Source organism: Neorhizobium sp. DAR64860/K0K1, assembly GCF_050500205.1.
Classification (GTDB): domain Bacteria; phylum Pseudomonadota; class Alphaproteobacteria; order Rhizobiales; family Rhizobiaceae; genus Neorhizobium; species Neorhizobium soli.
Genome location: NZ_CP191458.1, coordinates 121899 through 136845 on the forward strand (window position 1 = coordinate 121899; position 14947 = coordinate 136845).

Below are 14947 nucleotides of genomic sequence, written 5' to 3' on the forward strand. Positions count from 1 at the left end.
TTACACTCATCCGTTCGGCTTCGGTCCTACGGTCACTCAACATTGCTTTGAAAGGGTTCATCATGACCACAGGCACAGTAAAATGGTTTAATTCCACCAAGGGTTTCGGCTTCATCGAGCCTGACAACGGCGGCGCTGACGCGTTCGTCCACATCTCTGCCGTCGAGCGCGCGGGAATGCGCGAAATCGTCGAAGGCCAGAAGCTTGGCTACGAACTCGAGCGCGACGCGAAGTCGGGCAAGATGTCGGCCTGCAACCTTCAGGCTGCCTAATCGTACCTGGTTTCGTCCTTGACCACGGATGTACTGGCACCGACGACACCAAGTTATCTGAGAGGCCGGGCTTATAGCCTGGCCTTTTTTGTTGGCTCGCTCAAAGCAGGCTCAACCACAGGAAAATCCATGACACAGACCCATTCGAAATCCAGACAGCAGGCCGAGATTGCCTTCGGCAACACGCAGACGCAGTTCTTTGCCCGAAATCACGCCGTCGCGGAAATGGACTCCCTCGTTGCGGCGCGCGAGACGAAAACACAAAGGCTGCGGCAGGCACGCCTCGCGAAGGATGCCGACGACATCGCCAAGGCATCCGCAGGCCTGATCGCAATGCGCGCCCGCAAGTCCGACCTTTAAGGATGCCATCTTGATGGACCAGAACACCGAGTGGACATCCGGTCAGCTGCGACGCGCGATCAAGGCGGCAGGCGTGGCGCTGTGGACCTGGAACGTCGATACGGACGCGTTCACGATGGACCAGCGTGGATATGCACTATGGGATTTGGAGGTCGATGGCGTCCTGTCCTTTGAGGACCTGTCGGCCAAGGTCCATCCGGCCGACCGCGATCGTGTGAGGGCAGCGTTCTCGGCAACACGTGCCGTCGTTGGACCTTACGAGATCGACTTCAGGATCATGAGCGATGTTGAAGTTCGCTGGATCTCAGCACGCGGTCAGGGGAGCGATGAGGATATTCTGGCTCGGCAGATGACCGGCATCTTTCTCGATGTCACAGGCCGCAAGCAGGCTGAAGAAGGGCATGAGCTTCTCGCCGGAGAAATGAGCCACCGGGTCAAGAACCTGCTCGCCATCGCGTCAGGGCTGACGCAGATGACATCCCGGTCCTCGAGTTCGATCGCCGATATGACCTCACAGCTCACTCTAAGGCTAACCGCTCTCGGCCGTGCTCACGACCTTGTCCGGCCTTTACCTGGCGGGCAGGGCAAGGCCGCTCTTCTCGGTGACCTGATCACGATCTTGCTCTCCCCCTATGACGAGACGGCGGCGTTTGCTGGCCGTATTCGGGTAGCAGTTCCAAGGATGGGCGTGGGAGAGGCGGCAGCCACAGGCCTCTCGCTGGTGATCCACGAACTCGCCACGAATTCACTGAAATACGGCGCCCTGTCAGTCGGCACCGGAACACTGGATGTGTCCGGATCGGTCGAGGAGAACAATCTGATGGTGACCTGGATCGAGCAGGGCGGGCCCGAGGTTGTCTTCCCACAGGGCCCGGCCGGCTACGGTAGCAGAATGCTGGACCGTACCATGTCCGCTCACCTTGGAGGAACGATCTCCTATAACTGGACACCGGACGGAGCGCTGGTCACGCTTATCATCGACACGAGCCGGCTTGCCTCTTGACCGCTTGGAAAAGGCCCCGGCCGCAAGCCCGCGCCGGAAAACCGACGGGCTAACGCGCAGCTGTTTTGTCGTTGAACGTCTGCGCGGTCGCCTCGGTTGCCGGTGAATAAGTTAGCGTCCGCTTGTTTCGGAAACATGGCTAGATGAAGCGCGCTGATCAGCGCTTTTCGACATCGACTCGAAGCGCGCAACGATCAGATCAAGGTCATACGGCTTGGAGAAAAATTGTGCCGAAGATGGCAGATCGATCTCACCGGGCGTGATGCGACCGGAGGCAACCACGATCCCGGCGTGAGGGAAGCGAGCGGCGACTTCGTGGGCAAGGTCCACACCCGTCAGAAGGCCTGGCATCTGGATATCCGTGAACAGGAAGTGAATGGTCCCGTCGTCAATCTTGTCCAGGGCCTCGTCCACCGTGCCGGCTTCTATGACCTCGAACCCCGCATCCTCCAGGGCGTCTGTGACCGTCATCCGGATCAACACCTCGTCGTCCACCACGAGTACTTTGCGCATGTCCCACTCCCTGCATGTGGCCCTACAACAGACCGACGCGGTTATCGTTCCAAAAAACGCAGTGGGTATCAGACAACTGCATTGGCCTTTCCGGCTAGTGCGTTGAATTGCAGTGCCAGCTTTCGGTGAGTAGCAAGTAGATGGCAGTATCCTTTGGTCTGCTTCGGGTGTGGGGACAATCTTCTTGTAGCCGATGGGCTATCGGCGGCGCTTTCAACACCACGGCTGTGACCGAAGCGGCCGCCCAGGGGTACGGCGCAAACATGTTGGTCATTGCGCTGCCAGCCGCCGACCACAAGACGGGAATGCACCCTACCGGACATCTGAACACACGGTTGTATTCAGATGTGCGGCGTGGTTCGGCGCACGTACGTCGCGCGCCTTGCTGCAACGCGCAGGATCCATGTCACGAGACGGTACCGGCTCCACGAAGCCGGTGTCCGGATCTTCTCGGCGATGTACGGGCGTGATTTCGCGGCTGAGAACGATCTTCTCAACGCGCTTGATCTAGACGTAATGTCATTGGATGAATTAAAGACCCTTTGCCAAAACGGGTTTGCACCCTCGGCCGCGTGACCATCGTAAGCCTTCGATCATTGCTTCATCGTCCGGCAAACGGACCGAGCAGCTTAAGGTCGAGGCAGGGGAGGCAGGAGCGTCAACGCGCTTCTCCTGTCCCATATCCGAATTTCTCCAAGCCGCGACGCTGATGCGTCGGAGGCAGACAAGGTTGCATTCACAATGAGCAACGCATTCCTCGCACATCTCTCCACCGAACTTGCGGGTCTGAGGTCTTCGGGTCTCTACAAGACCGAGCGGGTGATCGTTTCCAAACAGGCCGGCGAGATCGAAGTCGCATCTGGTCGCAAGGTTTTAAATTTTTGCGCCAACAATTACCTTGGCCTTGCCGACAACGCCGAACTGGTCGAAGCCGGCAAGAACGCGCTGGATCGTTACGGCTACGGCATGGCATCTGTGCGTTTCATCTGCGGGACGCAGGAAGAGCACAAGCAGCTCGAAGACCGGATTTCGAAGTTTCTGGGATTGGAGGATACGATCCTCTATTCGTCCTGCTTTGATGCCAATGGTGGATTGTTCGAGACGCTTCTCGGCGAGGAGGACGCGATCATATCGGACGCACTCAACCACGCTTCGATCATCGACGGGGTGCGCCTCTCCAAGGCGAAACGTTTCCGCTACGCCAATAACGACATGGCGGCGCTGGAGGAGGAACTGAAAAAGGCCGAAGGCAGCCGGTTCAAGATGATCGCCACAGACGGCGTGTTTTCGATGGACGGCATCATCGCCAATCTTGCGGGCGTCTGCGACCTTGCCGAGAAATATGGCGCCATGGTCATGGTCGATGACAGCCATGCCGTCGGCTTCGTCGGCAAGCACGGTCGCGGCTCGGCGGAACATTGCGGCGTCGAGGGCAGGGTGGATATCATCACCGGCACGCTCGGCAAGGCGCTCGGCGGTGCATCCGGCGGCTATACGTCCGGCAAGAAGGAAGTGGTCGACTGGCTGCGCCAGCGCTCGCGTCCCTATCTGTTTTCCAACACCCTCGCTCCGGTGATTGCGAGCGCCTCGCTGAAGGTGTTTGACCTGATCGACAATGGTGACGCATTGCGCGCCCGGCTAGAAGCCAATTCCCGCCTCTTCCGCGATGAAATGAGCAAGCTTGGGTTCACGTTGGCGGGCGAGGGGCATCCGATCATTCCCGTCATGCTCGGCGATGCGTCGCTGGCGCAGGACATGGCGGCGAGGATGCTGGAAAAGGGTGTCTACGTCGTCGGCTTCGCCTTCCCGGTCGTACCCAAAGGCCAGGCCCGTATCCGCACCCAGATGTCTGCGGCGCATAGTGAGGACGATGTGCGCCGGGCCATTGCGGCGTTCGAAGAGGTCGGCAGGGAACTGCGCGTGATCGAGTAGACGCCCGGCCCGAACCGATCCAACTCATTGACAGGAATTTTTCGATGACCAACATGATGCGCGCCCTCGTCAAGTCGAAAGCCGAAACCGGTCTCTGGATGGAGCATATCCCTGTTCCGGACCCCGGCCCCAACGACGTGCTGATCCGGGTGAAGAAGTCCGCGATATGCGGCACCGACGTTCATATCTGGAACTGGGACAGTTGGGCCCAAAAAACCATTCCGGTGCCGATGGTCGTCGGCCACGAGTTCTGCGGTGAGATCGCGCAGGTGGGCTCTGCGGTCACCAAGGTCCAGGTCGGCGCGCGCGTTTCCGGCGAGGGGCATATCGTTTGCGGCAAGTGCCGCAACTGCCGCGCGGGGCGCGGACACCTTTGCCGCAACACGTTGGGCGTGGGTGTCCACCGGCCCGGATCTTTTGCCGAATTCGTCTGCATTCCCGAAGACAATGTCGTGCCGATCCCGGATGATGTGCCGGACGAGATTGCCGCGATCTTCGATCCGTTCGGCAACGCCGTGCACACCGCTCTCTCCTTCGATCTGGTCGGCGAGGACGTCCTGGTGACCGGAGCCGGTCCGATCGGCATCATGGGTGCGATGGTTGCCAAGCGCTCGGGCGCCCGCAAGGTCGTGATCACCGACATCAACCCGGTGCGTCTGGCACTTGCGGAAAAGCTCGGCATCGACCACGTCGTCGATGCGTCCAAGGAAAACCTGTCGGACGTGATGAAGCGCATCGGGATGACCGAGGGCTTCGATGTCGGTTTGGAAATGTCGGGCGCGGCCCCTGCTTTCCGCGACATGATCGACAAGATGAACAATGGCGGCAAGATTGCGATTCTCGGCATCGCGCCGACCGGGTTCGAGATCGACTGGAACAAAGTGATCTTCAAGATGCTCAATCTCAAAGGCATCTACGGGCGGGAAATGTTCGAGACCTGGTACAAGATGATCGCCTTCGTGCAGGGCGGCCTCGACCTTTCGCCTCTTATTACCCATCGCATTGGCATCGACTCCTTCAGAGACGGGTTCGAGGCCATGCGCTCCGGCAATTCCGGAAAGGTCGTCATGGACTGGTGAAGCCAACATGAGGTCCAACAAAAAGCCGACCGATGGGGGCAATACGATGTCGATCAAGACTAGAGGGCAGGCGAAGCTCTTCTGCTTAGGCCCTTTCGGCTTATGACCATCTTGCCGGAACAGGGAGCAAATGAAAACTGGAACCGTCGGATGGTCTTTCTGGCGCTTCCCATCATTCTCGCAAATCTGGCTCAGCCGATCCTGTCACTTGTCGATACGATGGTGGCTGGACATCTCCCGGGGTCTTTCTTTCTCGGCGGGGTCGCGCTGAGCGGCGTGCTGTTCAATTTCCTTTTCTGGAGTTTCAGTTTTCTGCGCATGGCAACGACCGGTCTGGTCTCCCAGGCGTGGGGTGCCAAAGATAGCACGCTCATGCGCATGCATCTGTTTCGGGCGCTGCTTATCGCCGCTGCCGGCGGTGCCGTGATCATCCTGCTGCAAAAGCCGATCATCGAGATCGGACTCGGATTCCTCGGCGGCAGTGAAGCGGTCTACCGGAGCGCGTCGGATTATGCATTCGCCAGAATCTGGTCAGCGCCTGCGACGCTCGGAAATTTTGTCCTTCTCGGCTACCTTCTCGGTTGCCAGCGCGTGATGATCTCACTGGCGCTACAAGTCGCCCTTAATATCGTCAACTTGCTCGCAACTCTCACGCTGGTTCTTGTTTTCGACTGGGGTGTCGCCGGCATAGGGGCGGGGACCGCCGTTGCCGAATGGGTGGCCTTGATCGCAGGCCTCTTCATCATCAAGCCATTCGGTGCGCATCCCGCAGTGCGGATGAAAGAGCTGCTGGACGGGTTGGCGCTTCGACGGCTGGTCGCGGTCAACCGGGACATCTTTCTGCGAAGCTTCTTCCTTCTGCTCTGTTTCGGCTGGTTTGCCCGCAGCGGTGCCAAGGAAGGCGACACGATCCTCGCCGCCAATGCCATCCTTCTCAACCTCCACGGCTTTACATCCTATGGGTTGGACGGGTTTGCGAACGCCACTGAAACCCTGGTCGGTTCAGTCATCGGCGCGCGGCAAAAAAAGGCGCTTGCCCAGGTGATCAAGGCCGCGTTTGTGTGGTCGGGGCTGGTGGCGTTTCTGTTTTCGGTCGTTTACGCCTTCGCTGGCTCATCGATCGTCTCGCTCCTCACCGATCAGGAAGATGTCCGTACCGCCGCCATTGCCCTGCTTCCCTTCCTGATCGCGTTGCCGCTCGTTTCCGTGACCAGCTTCATGCTTGATGGCATCATGATCGGAGCCATGCGCGCCCGCGATATGCGCAACAGCATGATCATCTCCACCTGCATCTTCATCGCCACCGCTTATGGTCTGCAGCAGATCTGGGGAAATGAAGGGTTGTGGACAGCGATGATGATCCTGATGATAGCGCGTGCGGTAACGCTCGGCTTGAAACTGAAAGAGACATTTGCGCAGGTGTAGCGGCAATTTGCACAGCGCTCATAGCGGCGAAAATGACAAGGGGCGAAGCACGGTGTGCTGTCCGTCATACCCACCGACGAACCTCAACGGATCAGCGTGACGTGGAAGCAGGGCAAGTGGACCTCTAACTGAACCGGAAAACGGCTCGAGCAGCGCGACCGCATCAGGCGGCGCATGCCCGGTCACCAATCCTGCACAGTCAGGGGCAAATAAGGGCGTGCCTGCGGGCCGTGGGCCATGCTGCCTGTGACGGTCGGCGACGGCCGTGTCGAAAACGGGTGATCCGCGCCCAAGCGTCGCCAGAGAGTTATGCTGCTGCAACACCATCGGGAAAGCCTGGGGGATGAAGCCGTTTACCCAAGCCTCTTCATTCGAGAGGGCGGCGCGGCATGCTTCGCGTTCAGCCCAGTCCGCATAGGTCCAGAGATGGTGGATCACGTTCAGAGGGCCGGTTTCCGCCTGCCAGTAGCCGAGAAGCGGCAGGTGCCGTGTCACAAGCGGAAGCCCGAGGTCTGCAAGCAGTGCGAGGTACTCGCCGGTTGCGCCCGGCTTTAGCTGATAGGTTCGCCATTCGTGGATCATCACCGTCTCCCATCGTGTCAACCTGGCACGCCGGACCGCCCGCGAACATGGATAAGGCCTGCAAGAGATTGGACAATTGAGCCGATCAGCTGTCTTGTCGTGCCGCCTGTTTGCGATAGGTCCCCGGAGAGATCCCGACACGCTGGGTAAAGAAGCGGTTGAAATAGGCGGGGTCGTCGAAACCGGTCATATGGGCCACCTGCGCGACGCTGCTCTCGGTATAGACGAGGTAGCGCTTGGCTTCCATCAACAGCCGCTCGTAGAGCAGGTCCGACGCGGTCTTGCCGGCGCGCGCCTTGCAGGCAGCATTGAGCCGCGCCTGCGTCGCCGCCAGCTCTTTCGCGTAGAAGGTCAAGGATCGCTCCGTCCGGAAGTGGCGCTCCAAAAGGGCCCTGTAGCGCAAAAGCAGATCATAACCCCGGTCTGGCGTGGATATACCGGTCTCGTCATGGGTGATGTTAAGCCTCAGCACGATCACGAGCAGCCGCATGTAGTGTGCCATCATCGATATGCGCCGGCCGGGTGCCGACCAGATGAATTCCCGATGCAGCCAGTGAAACGTATCGACGACGGCCGGAATGCTGACGCCGGTTCCTTCGATCGGGTAGACTGCCGGTCTCGATGCAGCCGTTTCGAGCCGCGGGTCCGAGCTCGACGCTGCCTTCAGGCAACCGAGTGCGGCCGTCACCACGTAGCCGTCAGTCCCCGGATCAAAATCGATCTGGTGCACGATACCGGCTGGAACAACCATGATGGCAGGCGCGGGTATGAATGAGATCTGATCCTCCATGCGGATCGTTCCACCCCCCTCTCTGACCAGCAGAACCTGCATATGGTCCGGATGGGCATGCGGACGAATTCTCCAATCGTTTGGCCCGCTGCGGTCACGCAGGGGTTCAATATGCAGGAAGTCCAGATCGACGTCGGCACCCTGATCGCCATAGAGATAGTAAAGCGGAATGCCGCCTGCGGCCAAGCTTCCCATGTGTCCTCCTCATTATCTCCCTGGCAAATAGTGCAACAATTGCGCGACGGCGTCCATTGGTCATCCCCGGTATGCGGGTTAGCAAGATCTCCATCAAACGCGACCGGGAGAAGCGGATGGAGCCGAAGAGGGAGGAGGGGCACGTCTGTGACGTGCTGGTCGTCGGATCGGGCGCGGGAGGGCTTGCCACCGCGATCACGGCGAGGAAACACGGCCTTTCCGTGATCGTGATCGAGAAGGAGCCTGTGTTCGGAGGCACGACGGCGTTTTCGGGTGGCGTGCTGTGGATACCTGGAAACCGGCACGGGAAATCGAACAACCCGAGCGATACGCGCGACGCGGCGCGCCGTTACCTCAAGGCCGAGACCGGGAACTGGTTCGACGCGCAAACGATCGACGCGTTTCTCGAGGCCGGTCCGAAAATGCTCGACTGGTTCGAACGCGAGACGGTGGTGAAATTCGTCCCCACGCTTTACCCGGACTATCACCCGACGGTGGATGGCGGCGTCGATGTCGGGCGCTCGGTGCTGGCGGCGCCTTTCGACAGCAGCGTGCTCGGCAGCGATCTTGCGCGGCTGCGGCCGCCGCTCGGCTCGATCACGTTCATGGGCATGATGTTCAACTCGTCCAATGCCGATATCCGGCATTTCTTCAACGCCACCAAATCGCTGACCTCGTTTTCCTACGTGATGAAACGCCTTGTCGCGCATGCCGGCGAGGTTGTGCGTCACGGCCGCGGCGTCCAGGTCACGAGCGGCAACGCGCTGGCAGCGCGGCTGGCCGCAGCCTGTCTCGATCTCGATATTCCGATCCTGACCGAGACGCCGGCGCTACGGATGACCAAGGACGGTGGTCGTATCACCGGTGTCGAGGTCGGTGGCGCGTCACCCGGCCGTATCGTCGCCCGGCGGGGCGTAGTCCTTGCTTGCGGAGGATATGCGCAGGATCTCGCGAGGCGAGCCGGGATCTACGCCCATCTCAAGGCAGGCGGTGAGCATTTTTCGCCGGTACCGGAGGGCAATACCGGTGACGGCATCAGTCTCGGCGAGGAGGCAGGCGGCGCATTCGATGCCGAATTCGCCCAGCCGGCCGCCTGGATGCCGATCAGCCGCGTGCCGGGCAAAGGCTATTTTCCGCATCTGCTCGATCGCTACAAGCCGGGCATGATCGCCGTTCTGTCCAATGGCCGGCGATTTACCAATGAGAGCGAGAGCTACCACGATGTCGGCGCTGCCATGGTTGCGGCGGGCGAGGGGGGCGCGTGGCTGATTTGCGACCATCGGGCGATCCGCAAGTATGGTCTTGGTCACGCAAAGCCCGCGCCGGTGCCGCTTCTGCCGTGGCTGAGAAACGGCTACCTCAAGAAGGGAAAGACACTTACCGATCTTGCCAAGGCCTGCGCGATCGACGCGACGGGTCTGGATGCGACCGTGGCCGAATTCAACCGGGGCGCCAGGCAAGGCCTAGACGAACAGTTCCATCGCGGCGAGACCACCTTCAACCGATACCTTGCCGATCCCGACCACAAGCCCAACCCTTCGGTTGCGCCTGTGGAGCAAGGGCCGTTCTACGCCGTCCGGTTGGAAATCGGCGACCTCGGAACGTTCGACGGACTGAAAACCACAGTGGAGGGCGCGGTCGTCGATCGGGATGGCCGGGTGATCGATGGCCTGTTTGCGGTCGGTAACGACCGGGCTTCGATCATGGGCGGCAATTATCCCGGTGCCGGGATCACTCTCGGCCCGGCGATGACATTCGGCTGGATCACCGGGCGTTTTCTGGCAGTCATTGCACCGGCGGCGGAGGGAGACCCTGCATGAGCTGGCTTGGACTGGAGGGTAAGACGGCCGTCATCACCGGGGCTGGAGGTGGCATCGGTCAGGGGCTGGCACGCGCCTTCGCTGCTCAAGGGGTGCGGGTCGTGCTGCTCGACCGGGATGAGGCGCAGACGGCGCCGCTCGCTGTTGAACTGGGTACGGGCAGTTTTTCGCTTCCCTGTGATGTGTCGCGGGCAGACGACGTTGCCGCAGCGGCGGCGGCGGTCGAGGCGCAGGGAGGCGCCGATATCCTGATCAACAACGCCGGAATTCTGCGGCCCGGCCCGCTCGAAAGCGTCTCCGAGGCCGACTGGTCGGCGATGCTTTCCGTCAACCTCACGGGTTATCTTGTGACTGCGCAGGCGTTCGGTCGCGGCATGATGTCCCGCGGACGGGGCGCCTTGATGCATGTGGCGAGCATCTCCGGCAGCTACCCTCAGCCCGCAAGCGGCGCCTATTCCGCATCGAAGGCGGCAATCCTGATGCTGTCGCGCCAGCTTGCCTATGAATGGGGACCGAAGGGCATCCGCTCGAATACGTTGAGCCCGGGACTGGTGCGCACGGCGCTTTCCGAAACCTTCTACGCCGATCCGCAGGTCAAAGCGCGACGCGAAGCCATGGTCCCCGTCGGCCGTATCGCAAGCCCCGAAGATCTGGCAGACGCGGCTTTGTTTCTCGCCTCGCCGCGCGCATCCTACATCACGGGACAGGACATCCTCGTCGATGGGGGGCTGTCGCAATCGCTGATGGGACTGGTACCGAGGCCTGGTTATGCGTGAAGCCCTCGTCACCGGCGGCGCCGACGGGATCGGCCTGGCAATTGCGCGAGCGCTTGCTCAAAGCGGCCACCGCATCACCATCGCCGATATCGACGGCGATAAGGCTGCTGAGCGGGCGGCCGAATTGGGCGATGTCCATCGCGGCATGGCCTGCGATGTGACCGATGAGGCGCAGGTGGAATCGGTCGCTGGTTCAGCGCCGTTCGATGTGCTGGTCAACAATGCCGGGATCGGCGACAGCCACCTGCCAACGCTGGAGCAGGGGATAGAGGCGTTCCGTCGCGTCCTCGACGTGCATTTGGCCGGCACGTTTCTGATGTCGCGGGAAGTAGCGCGTGGCATGGTCGCGCGTAGCGATGGCGCAATCGTTAACCTGTCCTCGATTGCAGGGCTGACCGGTCTTCCCAAGCGCAACGCCTATGGCGCTGCCAAGGCCGGGATTGTTGCAATGACACGGGCAATGGCCTGCGAGTGGGCAGGGCGGGGTGTGCGGGTCAATGCCGTTGCGCCGGCTTTCGTGCAGACGGCGCTCGTCAAAAAGCTGGCGGCCGCAGGCCGGATCGATCTGCCAACGCTTCGCCGCCGCACGCCGATCGGGCGACTGATCATGGCCGAGGAGGTGGCGGCCGCCGTCAATTTTCTAGCCTCTCCAGCGGCATCGGCGATCACCGGCGTGGTGCTGCCGGTCGACGGCGGCTGGACCGCGTTCGGTGATTTCGGCGACGCGTCCCCTTGAGAACGCGTCGCCGAAAAGGTTATGCGATCGCGAGGATCGATCAGGCGGCATCCTCGATGTGACCGCCGAGAAACAGCTGGCCGACACGCGGATCATTGAGCAGCTTATCCGACTTGTCGAACATACGCGTCTGGCCGAGTTCCAGCACCAGCCCGTAATCGGACATGGCGAGCGCCGCCTTGGCATTCTGTTCGACCATCAGGATCGTTACGCCCTGGTCGCGCAGGCGGGTCAGCGTCTGGAACACCTCCTGCACGAGATTGGGCGACAGGCCGATCGACGGTTCGTCGATCAGGATCAGCTTCGGATCGAGCAGCAGCGCGCGGGCGATCTCAAGCTGTTTCTGCTGGCCGCCGGAGAGCTCGATTGCCTTCTGGTCCTTGCGCTGGCGCAGCATCGGGAACTGGTCCATGACCTGTTCCATCCGCATTTTCACCCGCGCCTGATCCTTGGCGGTGATGCCGCCGAGTTCGAGATTGTGCAGCACGGACAGTTGCGGCACGACATTGCGGCCCTGTGGCACGTAGGTAACGCCACGGGTAATCATCTCGGCCGGGCGCTTACGCGTCACGTCCTCGCCTTCCAGGTGGATGGAGCCGGAATTGATGTTGAGCAACCCGAAGATCGCCTTGAACACCGTGGATTTGCCAGCGCCGTTCGGACCGATCACCGTGGTGATGGACGCTTTCGGTATGCTGAAAGACGTCCCGTTGAGGATTGTGATGCGGCCGTAACCGCCATTGAGGTTTTTCACTTCCAGCATGTCAGCCTCCGAGATACGCGTCGATGACCAATTGGTTCGCCCGAATTTCATCCGGTGTCCCCTCGGCGATGATCTCGCCCTGCGCCAGCACGATGACGCGGGTGCAGAGCGACATGACGAACTCCATATTGTGCTCGATGACCACGAAGGTTGTGCCGTGTTCGCGGTTGTAGGTGATCAGCCGGTCCTTGAGGTGCCCGAGCATGGTCAGGTTAACGCCGCCGGCCGGCTCGTCGAGAAGTACGATGCCGGGTCCCGCCATGAAGGCCATGGCGGCATCCACCAGCTTTTGCTGGCCATAGGAGAGCGAGCCCGCCGGCGTATCGCGGTAAGGCGTCAACCGGAAGAACTCGATCAGCTGTTCGGCCTTCGTCGTCAGTCCGGCATCCGATTTGCCGAACAGGCGCGACAGCATCGAACCTTCGTGCTCCTGGCCGGCCACAATGACATTGTCGAGCACCGTCATGTTGGGGAAGACCGAGAGCTGCTGGAAGGTGCGGCCGACCCCCATCAGAGACAGGTCGGCAGGCCTTACGCCATCGGTGGACTTGCCGTTGATCTGGCAGTGACCCTCGGTCGGCTTCGACTGGCCAAGAATGCAGTTGAACAGCGTCGATTTGCCCGATCCGTTCGGGCCGATCAATCCGAGGATCTCGCCTTTATGCACATCGAAGCTGACCTGGTGGACGGCGCGGATGCCGCCGAACCGTTTTGAGATGTTGTGAACCGAAAGAATGACCTCCTGGGCCGCCGCATTCATAGCTGGACTCCCTGTTTGAGGTCCCGGCGGGCTTCATGCTTGGGCCGGAACCTTTCCGCGAGTTTCTTGCCGGCCCCGATCAGGCCGGTTGGCGAAAACACCATCAGGACGATCACCAGCGTCGAGTAGATGATCAGGTAATAGCCTTCCGTGAAGCGCAGCAGTTCCGGCAGGAGAATCACCACGGCGGCACCCAGCATCGGGCCGAAGAAGAAGCCCGAACCGCCGACCACCACCATCAGCAGGATTTTCAGGGAATGGATCAGTGCAAAGCTGCTGGGCTCGATGAACTGCACCAGCGGTGCCTGCAGCGCGCCGGCAAGACCGCCGAACGCAGAGCCGATGGCAAAGGCGAGCAGTGTCTGGCGTCGAACCTTAAGGCCGAGGCTTTCGGCGCGGATTGGATTTTCCCGCAGCGCCCTGAAGGCTCGACCCCAAGGGGACCGCAGGATCCACCACATGGCGCTAGCGGACACGACGAAGCAGACCAGCGTGAAATAGTAGAATGCGATGTTGCTGTCGGTGGTGATACCGAAAAACGACGGCCGAGGCATGCCCACAAGGCCGAACGACCCGCCGGTTATCTCTTCCTCGTTGCGCAGCACGAGGAACAACAGCGTGTTGAAGGCAAGCGTGACGAAGGCGAGGAAGTGGTGCTGAACCCGCAGCGCGGGGTAGCCGAGCAGCAAGCCGACCGCGAAGCTTGCTGCGATCGACACGATCACGGCCAGTCCCCAGTGAATGCCGTTGAGTGTCATCAGCGCGGTGATGTAGGCGCCGATGCCCATGAAGGCGGCCTGCGCCAGGCTGACTTGGCCGGCATAACCGAGCGTCAGGTTGAGACCCATGGCGGTGATCGAGAAAATCAGCCACGAGGCCAGCGTGTAGACAATGTAGTTGCCCTGGCCGATCGGAGCGGCGACGAGGGCAGCAATACCCAGCAGAAGCAGAAACGGTTTCAGGCGGATCATACGGTTCTCCCTTCCGAGGTGCCGAGCAGGCCCTGCGGACGCAAGAGGATGATGGCGATCAGCAGCAGAAGCGGCATGGCCGAGCGGTACTGGGCGGAGATGTAGACAGCCGATAGATTGTCGATCACGCCAATCAGCAGACCGCCCACCAGAGCGCCACGGATCTGGTTGAACCCGCCGACGATGGCGGCGATGAAAGCGACGAGGCCGAGCGTTTCACCATTGGAAAACTTGGCGAGATAGATCGGCGAGATCAGCACCGAGGCGACAGTGGCAAGGCCGGCATTAATCAGAAATGTATAGAGCACCATGCGCTTGACGTTGACGCCAAGGATTTCGGCGACCGCCGGATTCTGGGCGCTGGCCTGCATGCATCGGCCGGTCCGTGTTCGGTTGAGAAAGAGCTGCAGGCTGCCGATCGCGAGCATCGAGACAACGAGATTGCCGATATCCTGCATCGAAACGCTGGCACCGGCGATCTCGTAGACCGTCTGCGGAAAGATCGCAGGGAAGGGCTGGGCGGTCGCGCCGTAAAATTCCTTGACGCTTTCCTTCATCAGGAGGCCCAGCGAAATGGTGGCGATGACCAGCGGCAGCGTTCCGTGCGGCAGCATCGGTTCGACGATCAGCCGCTTGAAGGCCACGCCGAGGATAAGAAGCGACAGCGCGAGCGCCAGCGCCACGGAGGGCCATAGCGGCAGGCCGAACACTGTCATACCAACCAGCACGAAAAACGCTGGCAGCATGACGAACTCGCCCTGGGCAAAGTTGATGGTTTGCGATGCCTGCCACAACAGGGTGAAGCCGACTGCCGCAAGCGCGTAGATGGAGCCGGCGGCGAGACCGGAGACAATAATCTGGATAAACTCGGCCATGGGGTCGTCCTCACGGGCTGGTAATCGGTGACGTGCAGGATTGATGACGACGTGCCGGCGGCGCGAACCGCCGGCACTTGTCTCGTCATGCGATC

General features: G+C 60.9%; 16 protein-coding genes. 9 read left to right on the top strand and 7 right to left on the bottom strand.

The genetic code is table 11. The annotated features are described in order from the left end of the window. Window positions 1-62 precede the first annotated feature (62 nt). The 3 genes from ACQY1J_RS00550 to ACQY1J_RS00560 all read left to right on the top strand — a co-directional run bounded on the left by ACQY1J_RS00550 (window position 63) and on the right by ACQY1J_RS00560 (window position 1635). Window positions 63-272 carry a cold-shock protein gene (locus tag ACQY1J_RS00550; RefSeq protein ID WP_062459297.1) on the top strand — a complete coding sequence of 70 codons (210 nt, stop codon included), beginning with the start codon at window positions 63-65 and terminating at the stop codon, window positions 270-272. A gap of 129 nt (window positions 273-401) precedes the next feature. Then, window positions 402-632 (top strand): hypothetical protein, encoded by a 231-nt coding sequence (locus ACQY1J_RS00555; RefSeq protein WP_062459299.1) that lies wholly within the window; start codon window positions 402-404, stop codon window positions 630-632. A gap of 13 nt (window positions 633-645) precedes the next feature. Then, window positions 646-1635, top strand: coding sequence for a sensor histidine kinase (locus ACQY1J_RS00560; RefSeq protein ID WP_113166133.1), 990 nt, complete (start codon window positions 646-648; stop codon window positions 1633-1635). Window positions 1636-1746: 111 nt separating this feature from the next. On the opposite strand, the gene ACQY1J_RS00565 is transcribed toward ACQY1J_RS00560, so the two are convergent. Continuing rightward, complete coding sequence (locus tag ACQY1J_RS00565; RefSeq protein ID WP_062459305.1) at window positions 1747-2148, bottom strand: response regulator; 402 nt, start codon at window positions 2146-2148, stop codon at window positions 1747-1749. 741 nt (window positions 2149-2889) lie between these two features. Between ACQY1J_RS00565 and ACQY1J_RS00570 the strand changes: the two genes are divergently transcribed. The 3 genes from ACQY1J_RS00570 (at window position 2890) to ACQY1J_RS00580 (ending at window position 6584) form a co-directional block, all read left to right on the top strand. Beyond that, complete coding sequence (locus tag ACQY1J_RS00570; RefSeq protein WP_062459309.1) at window positions 2890-4080, top strand: glycine C-acetyltransferase; 1191 nt, start codon at window positions 2890-2892, stop codon at window positions 4078-4080. A gap of 44 nt (window positions 4081-4124) precedes the next feature. Further along, entirely contained in the window at window positions 4125-5159 is a 1035-nt protein-coding gene (gene tdh / locus ACQY1J_RS00575; protein WP_113111568.1) for an L-threonine 3-dehydrogenase, read from the top strand. 150 nt (window positions 5160-5309) lie between these two features. Continuing rightward, window positions 5310-6584: an MATE family efflux transporter gene (locus ACQY1J_RS00580; protein ID WP_202048838.1), complete on the top strand. Its 1275-nt coding sequence runs from the start codon at window positions 5310-5312 to the stop codon at window positions 6582-6584. An 18-nt stretch (window positions 6585-6602) separates the two neighbouring features. On the opposite strand, the gene ACQY1J_RS00585 is transcribed toward ACQY1J_RS00580, so the two are convergent. Beyond that, window positions 6603-7166, bottom strand: coding sequence for an NIPSNAP family protein (locus tag ACQY1J_RS00585; RefSeq protein WP_430249684.1), 564 nt, complete (start codon window positions 7164-7166; stop codon window positions 6603-6605). A gap of 85 nt (window positions 7167-7251) precedes the next feature. Then, complete coding sequence (locus ACQY1J_RS00590; protein ID WP_430249685.1) at window positions 7252-8151, bottom strand: helix-turn-helix domain-containing protein; 900 nt, start codon at window positions 8149-8151, stop codon at window positions 7252-7254. A gap of 116 nt (window positions 8152-8267) precedes the next feature. Here ACQY1J_RS00590 and ACQY1J_RS00595 point away from each other — a divergent pair, with 116 nt between their 5' ends. Genes ACQY1J_RS00595 through ACQY1J_RS00605 form a run of 3 tightly spaced genes read left to right on the top strand, consistent with a single transcriptional unit; the run spans window position 8268 to window position 11483 of the window. Next, a complete protein-coding gene (locus ACQY1J_RS00595) occupies window positions 8268-9971 on the top strand; it encodes an FAD-dependent oxidoreductase (protein ID WP_430249687.1) in 1704 nt (567 codons plus the stop codon). Next, window positions 9968-10747 (top strand): SDR family NAD(P)-dependent oxidoreductase, encoded by a 780-nt coding sequence (locus ACQY1J_RS00600; protein WP_430249688.1) that lies wholly within the window; start codon window positions 9968-9970, stop codon window positions 10745-10747. Before ACQY1J_RS00595 ends, ACQY1J_RS00600 begins: the two co-directional genes overlap by 4 nt. Further along, window positions 10740-11483 carry an SDR family NAD(P)-dependent oxidoreductase gene (locus tag ACQY1J_RS00605; RefSeq protein WP_430249689.1) on the top strand — a complete coding sequence of 248 codons (744 nt, stop codon included), beginning with the start codon at window positions 10740-10742 and terminating at the stop codon, window positions 11481-11483. The genes ACQY1J_RS00600 and ACQY1J_RS00605 overlap by 8 nt, the downstream gene beginning before the upstream one ends. A 40-nt stretch (window positions 11484-11523) precedes the next feature. Here ACQY1J_RS00605 and ACQY1J_RS00610 read toward each other — a convergent pair whose 3' ends face one another. Genes ACQY1J_RS00610 through ACQY1J_RS00625 form a run of 4 tightly spaced genes read right to left on the bottom strand, consistent with a single transcriptional unit; the run spans window position 11524 to window position 14852 of the window. Further along, window positions 11524-12246, bottom strand: a complete 723-nt coding sequence (locus ACQY1J_RS00610) for an ABC transporter ATP-binding protein (protein WP_430249690.1) — start codon at window positions 12244-12246, stop codon at window positions 11524-11526. Window position 12247: 1 nt separating this feature from the next. Next, window positions 12248-13006 (bottom strand): ABC transporter ATP-binding protein, encoded by a 759-nt coding sequence (locus ACQY1J_RS00615; protein ID WP_062459341.1) that lies wholly within the window; start codon window positions 13004-13006, stop codon window positions 12248-12250. After that, a complete protein-coding gene (locus ACQY1J_RS00620) occupies window positions 13003-13977 on the bottom strand; it encodes a branched-chain amino acid ABC transporter permease (protein ID WP_062459343.1) in 975 nt (324 codons plus the stop codon). The genes ACQY1J_RS00615 and ACQY1J_RS00620 overlap by 4 nt, the downstream gene beginning before the upstream one ends. Next, window positions 13974-14852, bottom strand: a complete 879-nt coding sequence (locus ACQY1J_RS00625) for a branched-chain amino acid ABC transporter permease (RefSeq protein WP_062459345.1) — start codon at window positions 14850-14852, stop codon at window positions 13974-13976. Before ACQY1J_RS00625 ends, ACQY1J_RS00620 begins: the two co-directional genes overlap by 4 nt. Window positions 14853-14947: the final 95 nt, after the last annotated feature.

What these genes read in the sequence shown, in the direction of transcription:
- ACQY1J_RS00550 (WP_062459297.1), top strand. Translation starts at nt 63, where the DNA reads ATGACCACAGGCACAGTAAAATGGTTTAATTCCACCAAGGGTTTCGGC.
- ACQY1J_RS00555 (WP_062459299.1), top strand. Translation starts at nt 402, where the DNA reads ATGACACAGACCCATTCGAAATCCAGACAGCAGGCCGAGATTGCCTTC.
- ACQY1J_RS00560 (WP_113166133.1), top strand. Translation starts at nt 646, where the DNA reads ATGGACCAGAACACCGAGTGGACATCCGGTCAGCTGCGACGCGCGATC.
- ACQY1J_RS00565 (WP_062459305.1), bottom strand. Translation starts at nt 2,148, where the DNA reads ATGCGCAAAGTACTCGTGGTGGACGACGAGGTGTTGATCCGGATGACG.
- ACQY1J_RS00570 (WP_062459309.1), top strand. Translation starts at nt 2,890, where the DNA reads ATGAGCAACGCATTCCTCGCACATCTCTCCACCGAACTTGCGGGTCTG.
- tdh (WP_113111568.1), top strand. Translation starts at nt 4,125, where the DNA reads ATGACCAACATGATGCGCGCCCTCGTCAAGTCGAAAGCCGAAACCGGT.
- ACQY1J_RS00580 (WP_202048838.1), top strand. Translation starts at nt 5,310, where the DNA reads ATGGTCTTTCTGGCGCTTCCCATCATTCTCGCAAATCTGGCTCAGCCG.
- ACQY1J_RS00585 (WP_430249684.1), bottom strand. Translation starts at nt 7,166, where the DNA reads ATGATCCACGAATGGCGAACCTATCAGCTAAAGCCGGGCGCAACCGGC.
- ACQY1J_RS00590 (WP_430249685.1), bottom strand. Translation starts at nt 8,151, where the DNA reads ATGGGAAGCTTGGCCGCAGGCGGCATTCCGCTTTACTATCTCTATGGC.
- ACQY1J_RS00595 (WP_430249687.1), top strand. Translation starts at nt 8,268, where the DNA reads ATGGAGCCGAAGAGGGAGGAGGGGCACGTCTGTGACGTGCTGGTCGTC.
- ACQY1J_RS00600 (WP_430249688.1), top strand. Translation starts at nt 9,968, where the DNA reads ATGAGCTGGCTTGGACTGGAGGGTAAGACGGCCGTCATCACCGGGGCT.
- ACQY1J_RS00605 (WP_430249689.1), top strand. Translation starts at nt 10,740, where the DNA reads ATGCGTGAAGCCCTCGTCACCGGCGGCGCCGACGGGATCGGCCTGGCA.
- ACQY1J_RS00610 (WP_430249690.1), bottom strand. Translation starts at nt 12,246, where the DNA reads ATGCTGGAAGTGAAAAACCTCAATGGCGGTTACGGCCGCATCACAATC.
- ACQY1J_RS00615 (WP_062459341.1), bottom strand. Translation starts at nt 13,006, where the DNA reads ATGAATGCGGCGGCCCAGGAGGTCATTCTTTCGGTTCACAACATCTCA.
- ACQY1J_RS00620 (WP_062459343.1), bottom strand. Translation starts at nt 13,977, where the DNA reads ATGATCCGCCTGAAACCGTTTCTGCTTCTGCTGGGTATTGCTGCCCTC.
- ACQY1J_RS00625 (WP_062459345.1), bottom strand. Translation starts at nt 14,852, where the DNA reads ATGGCCGAGTTTATCCAGATTATTGTCTCCGGTCTCGCCGCCGGCTCC.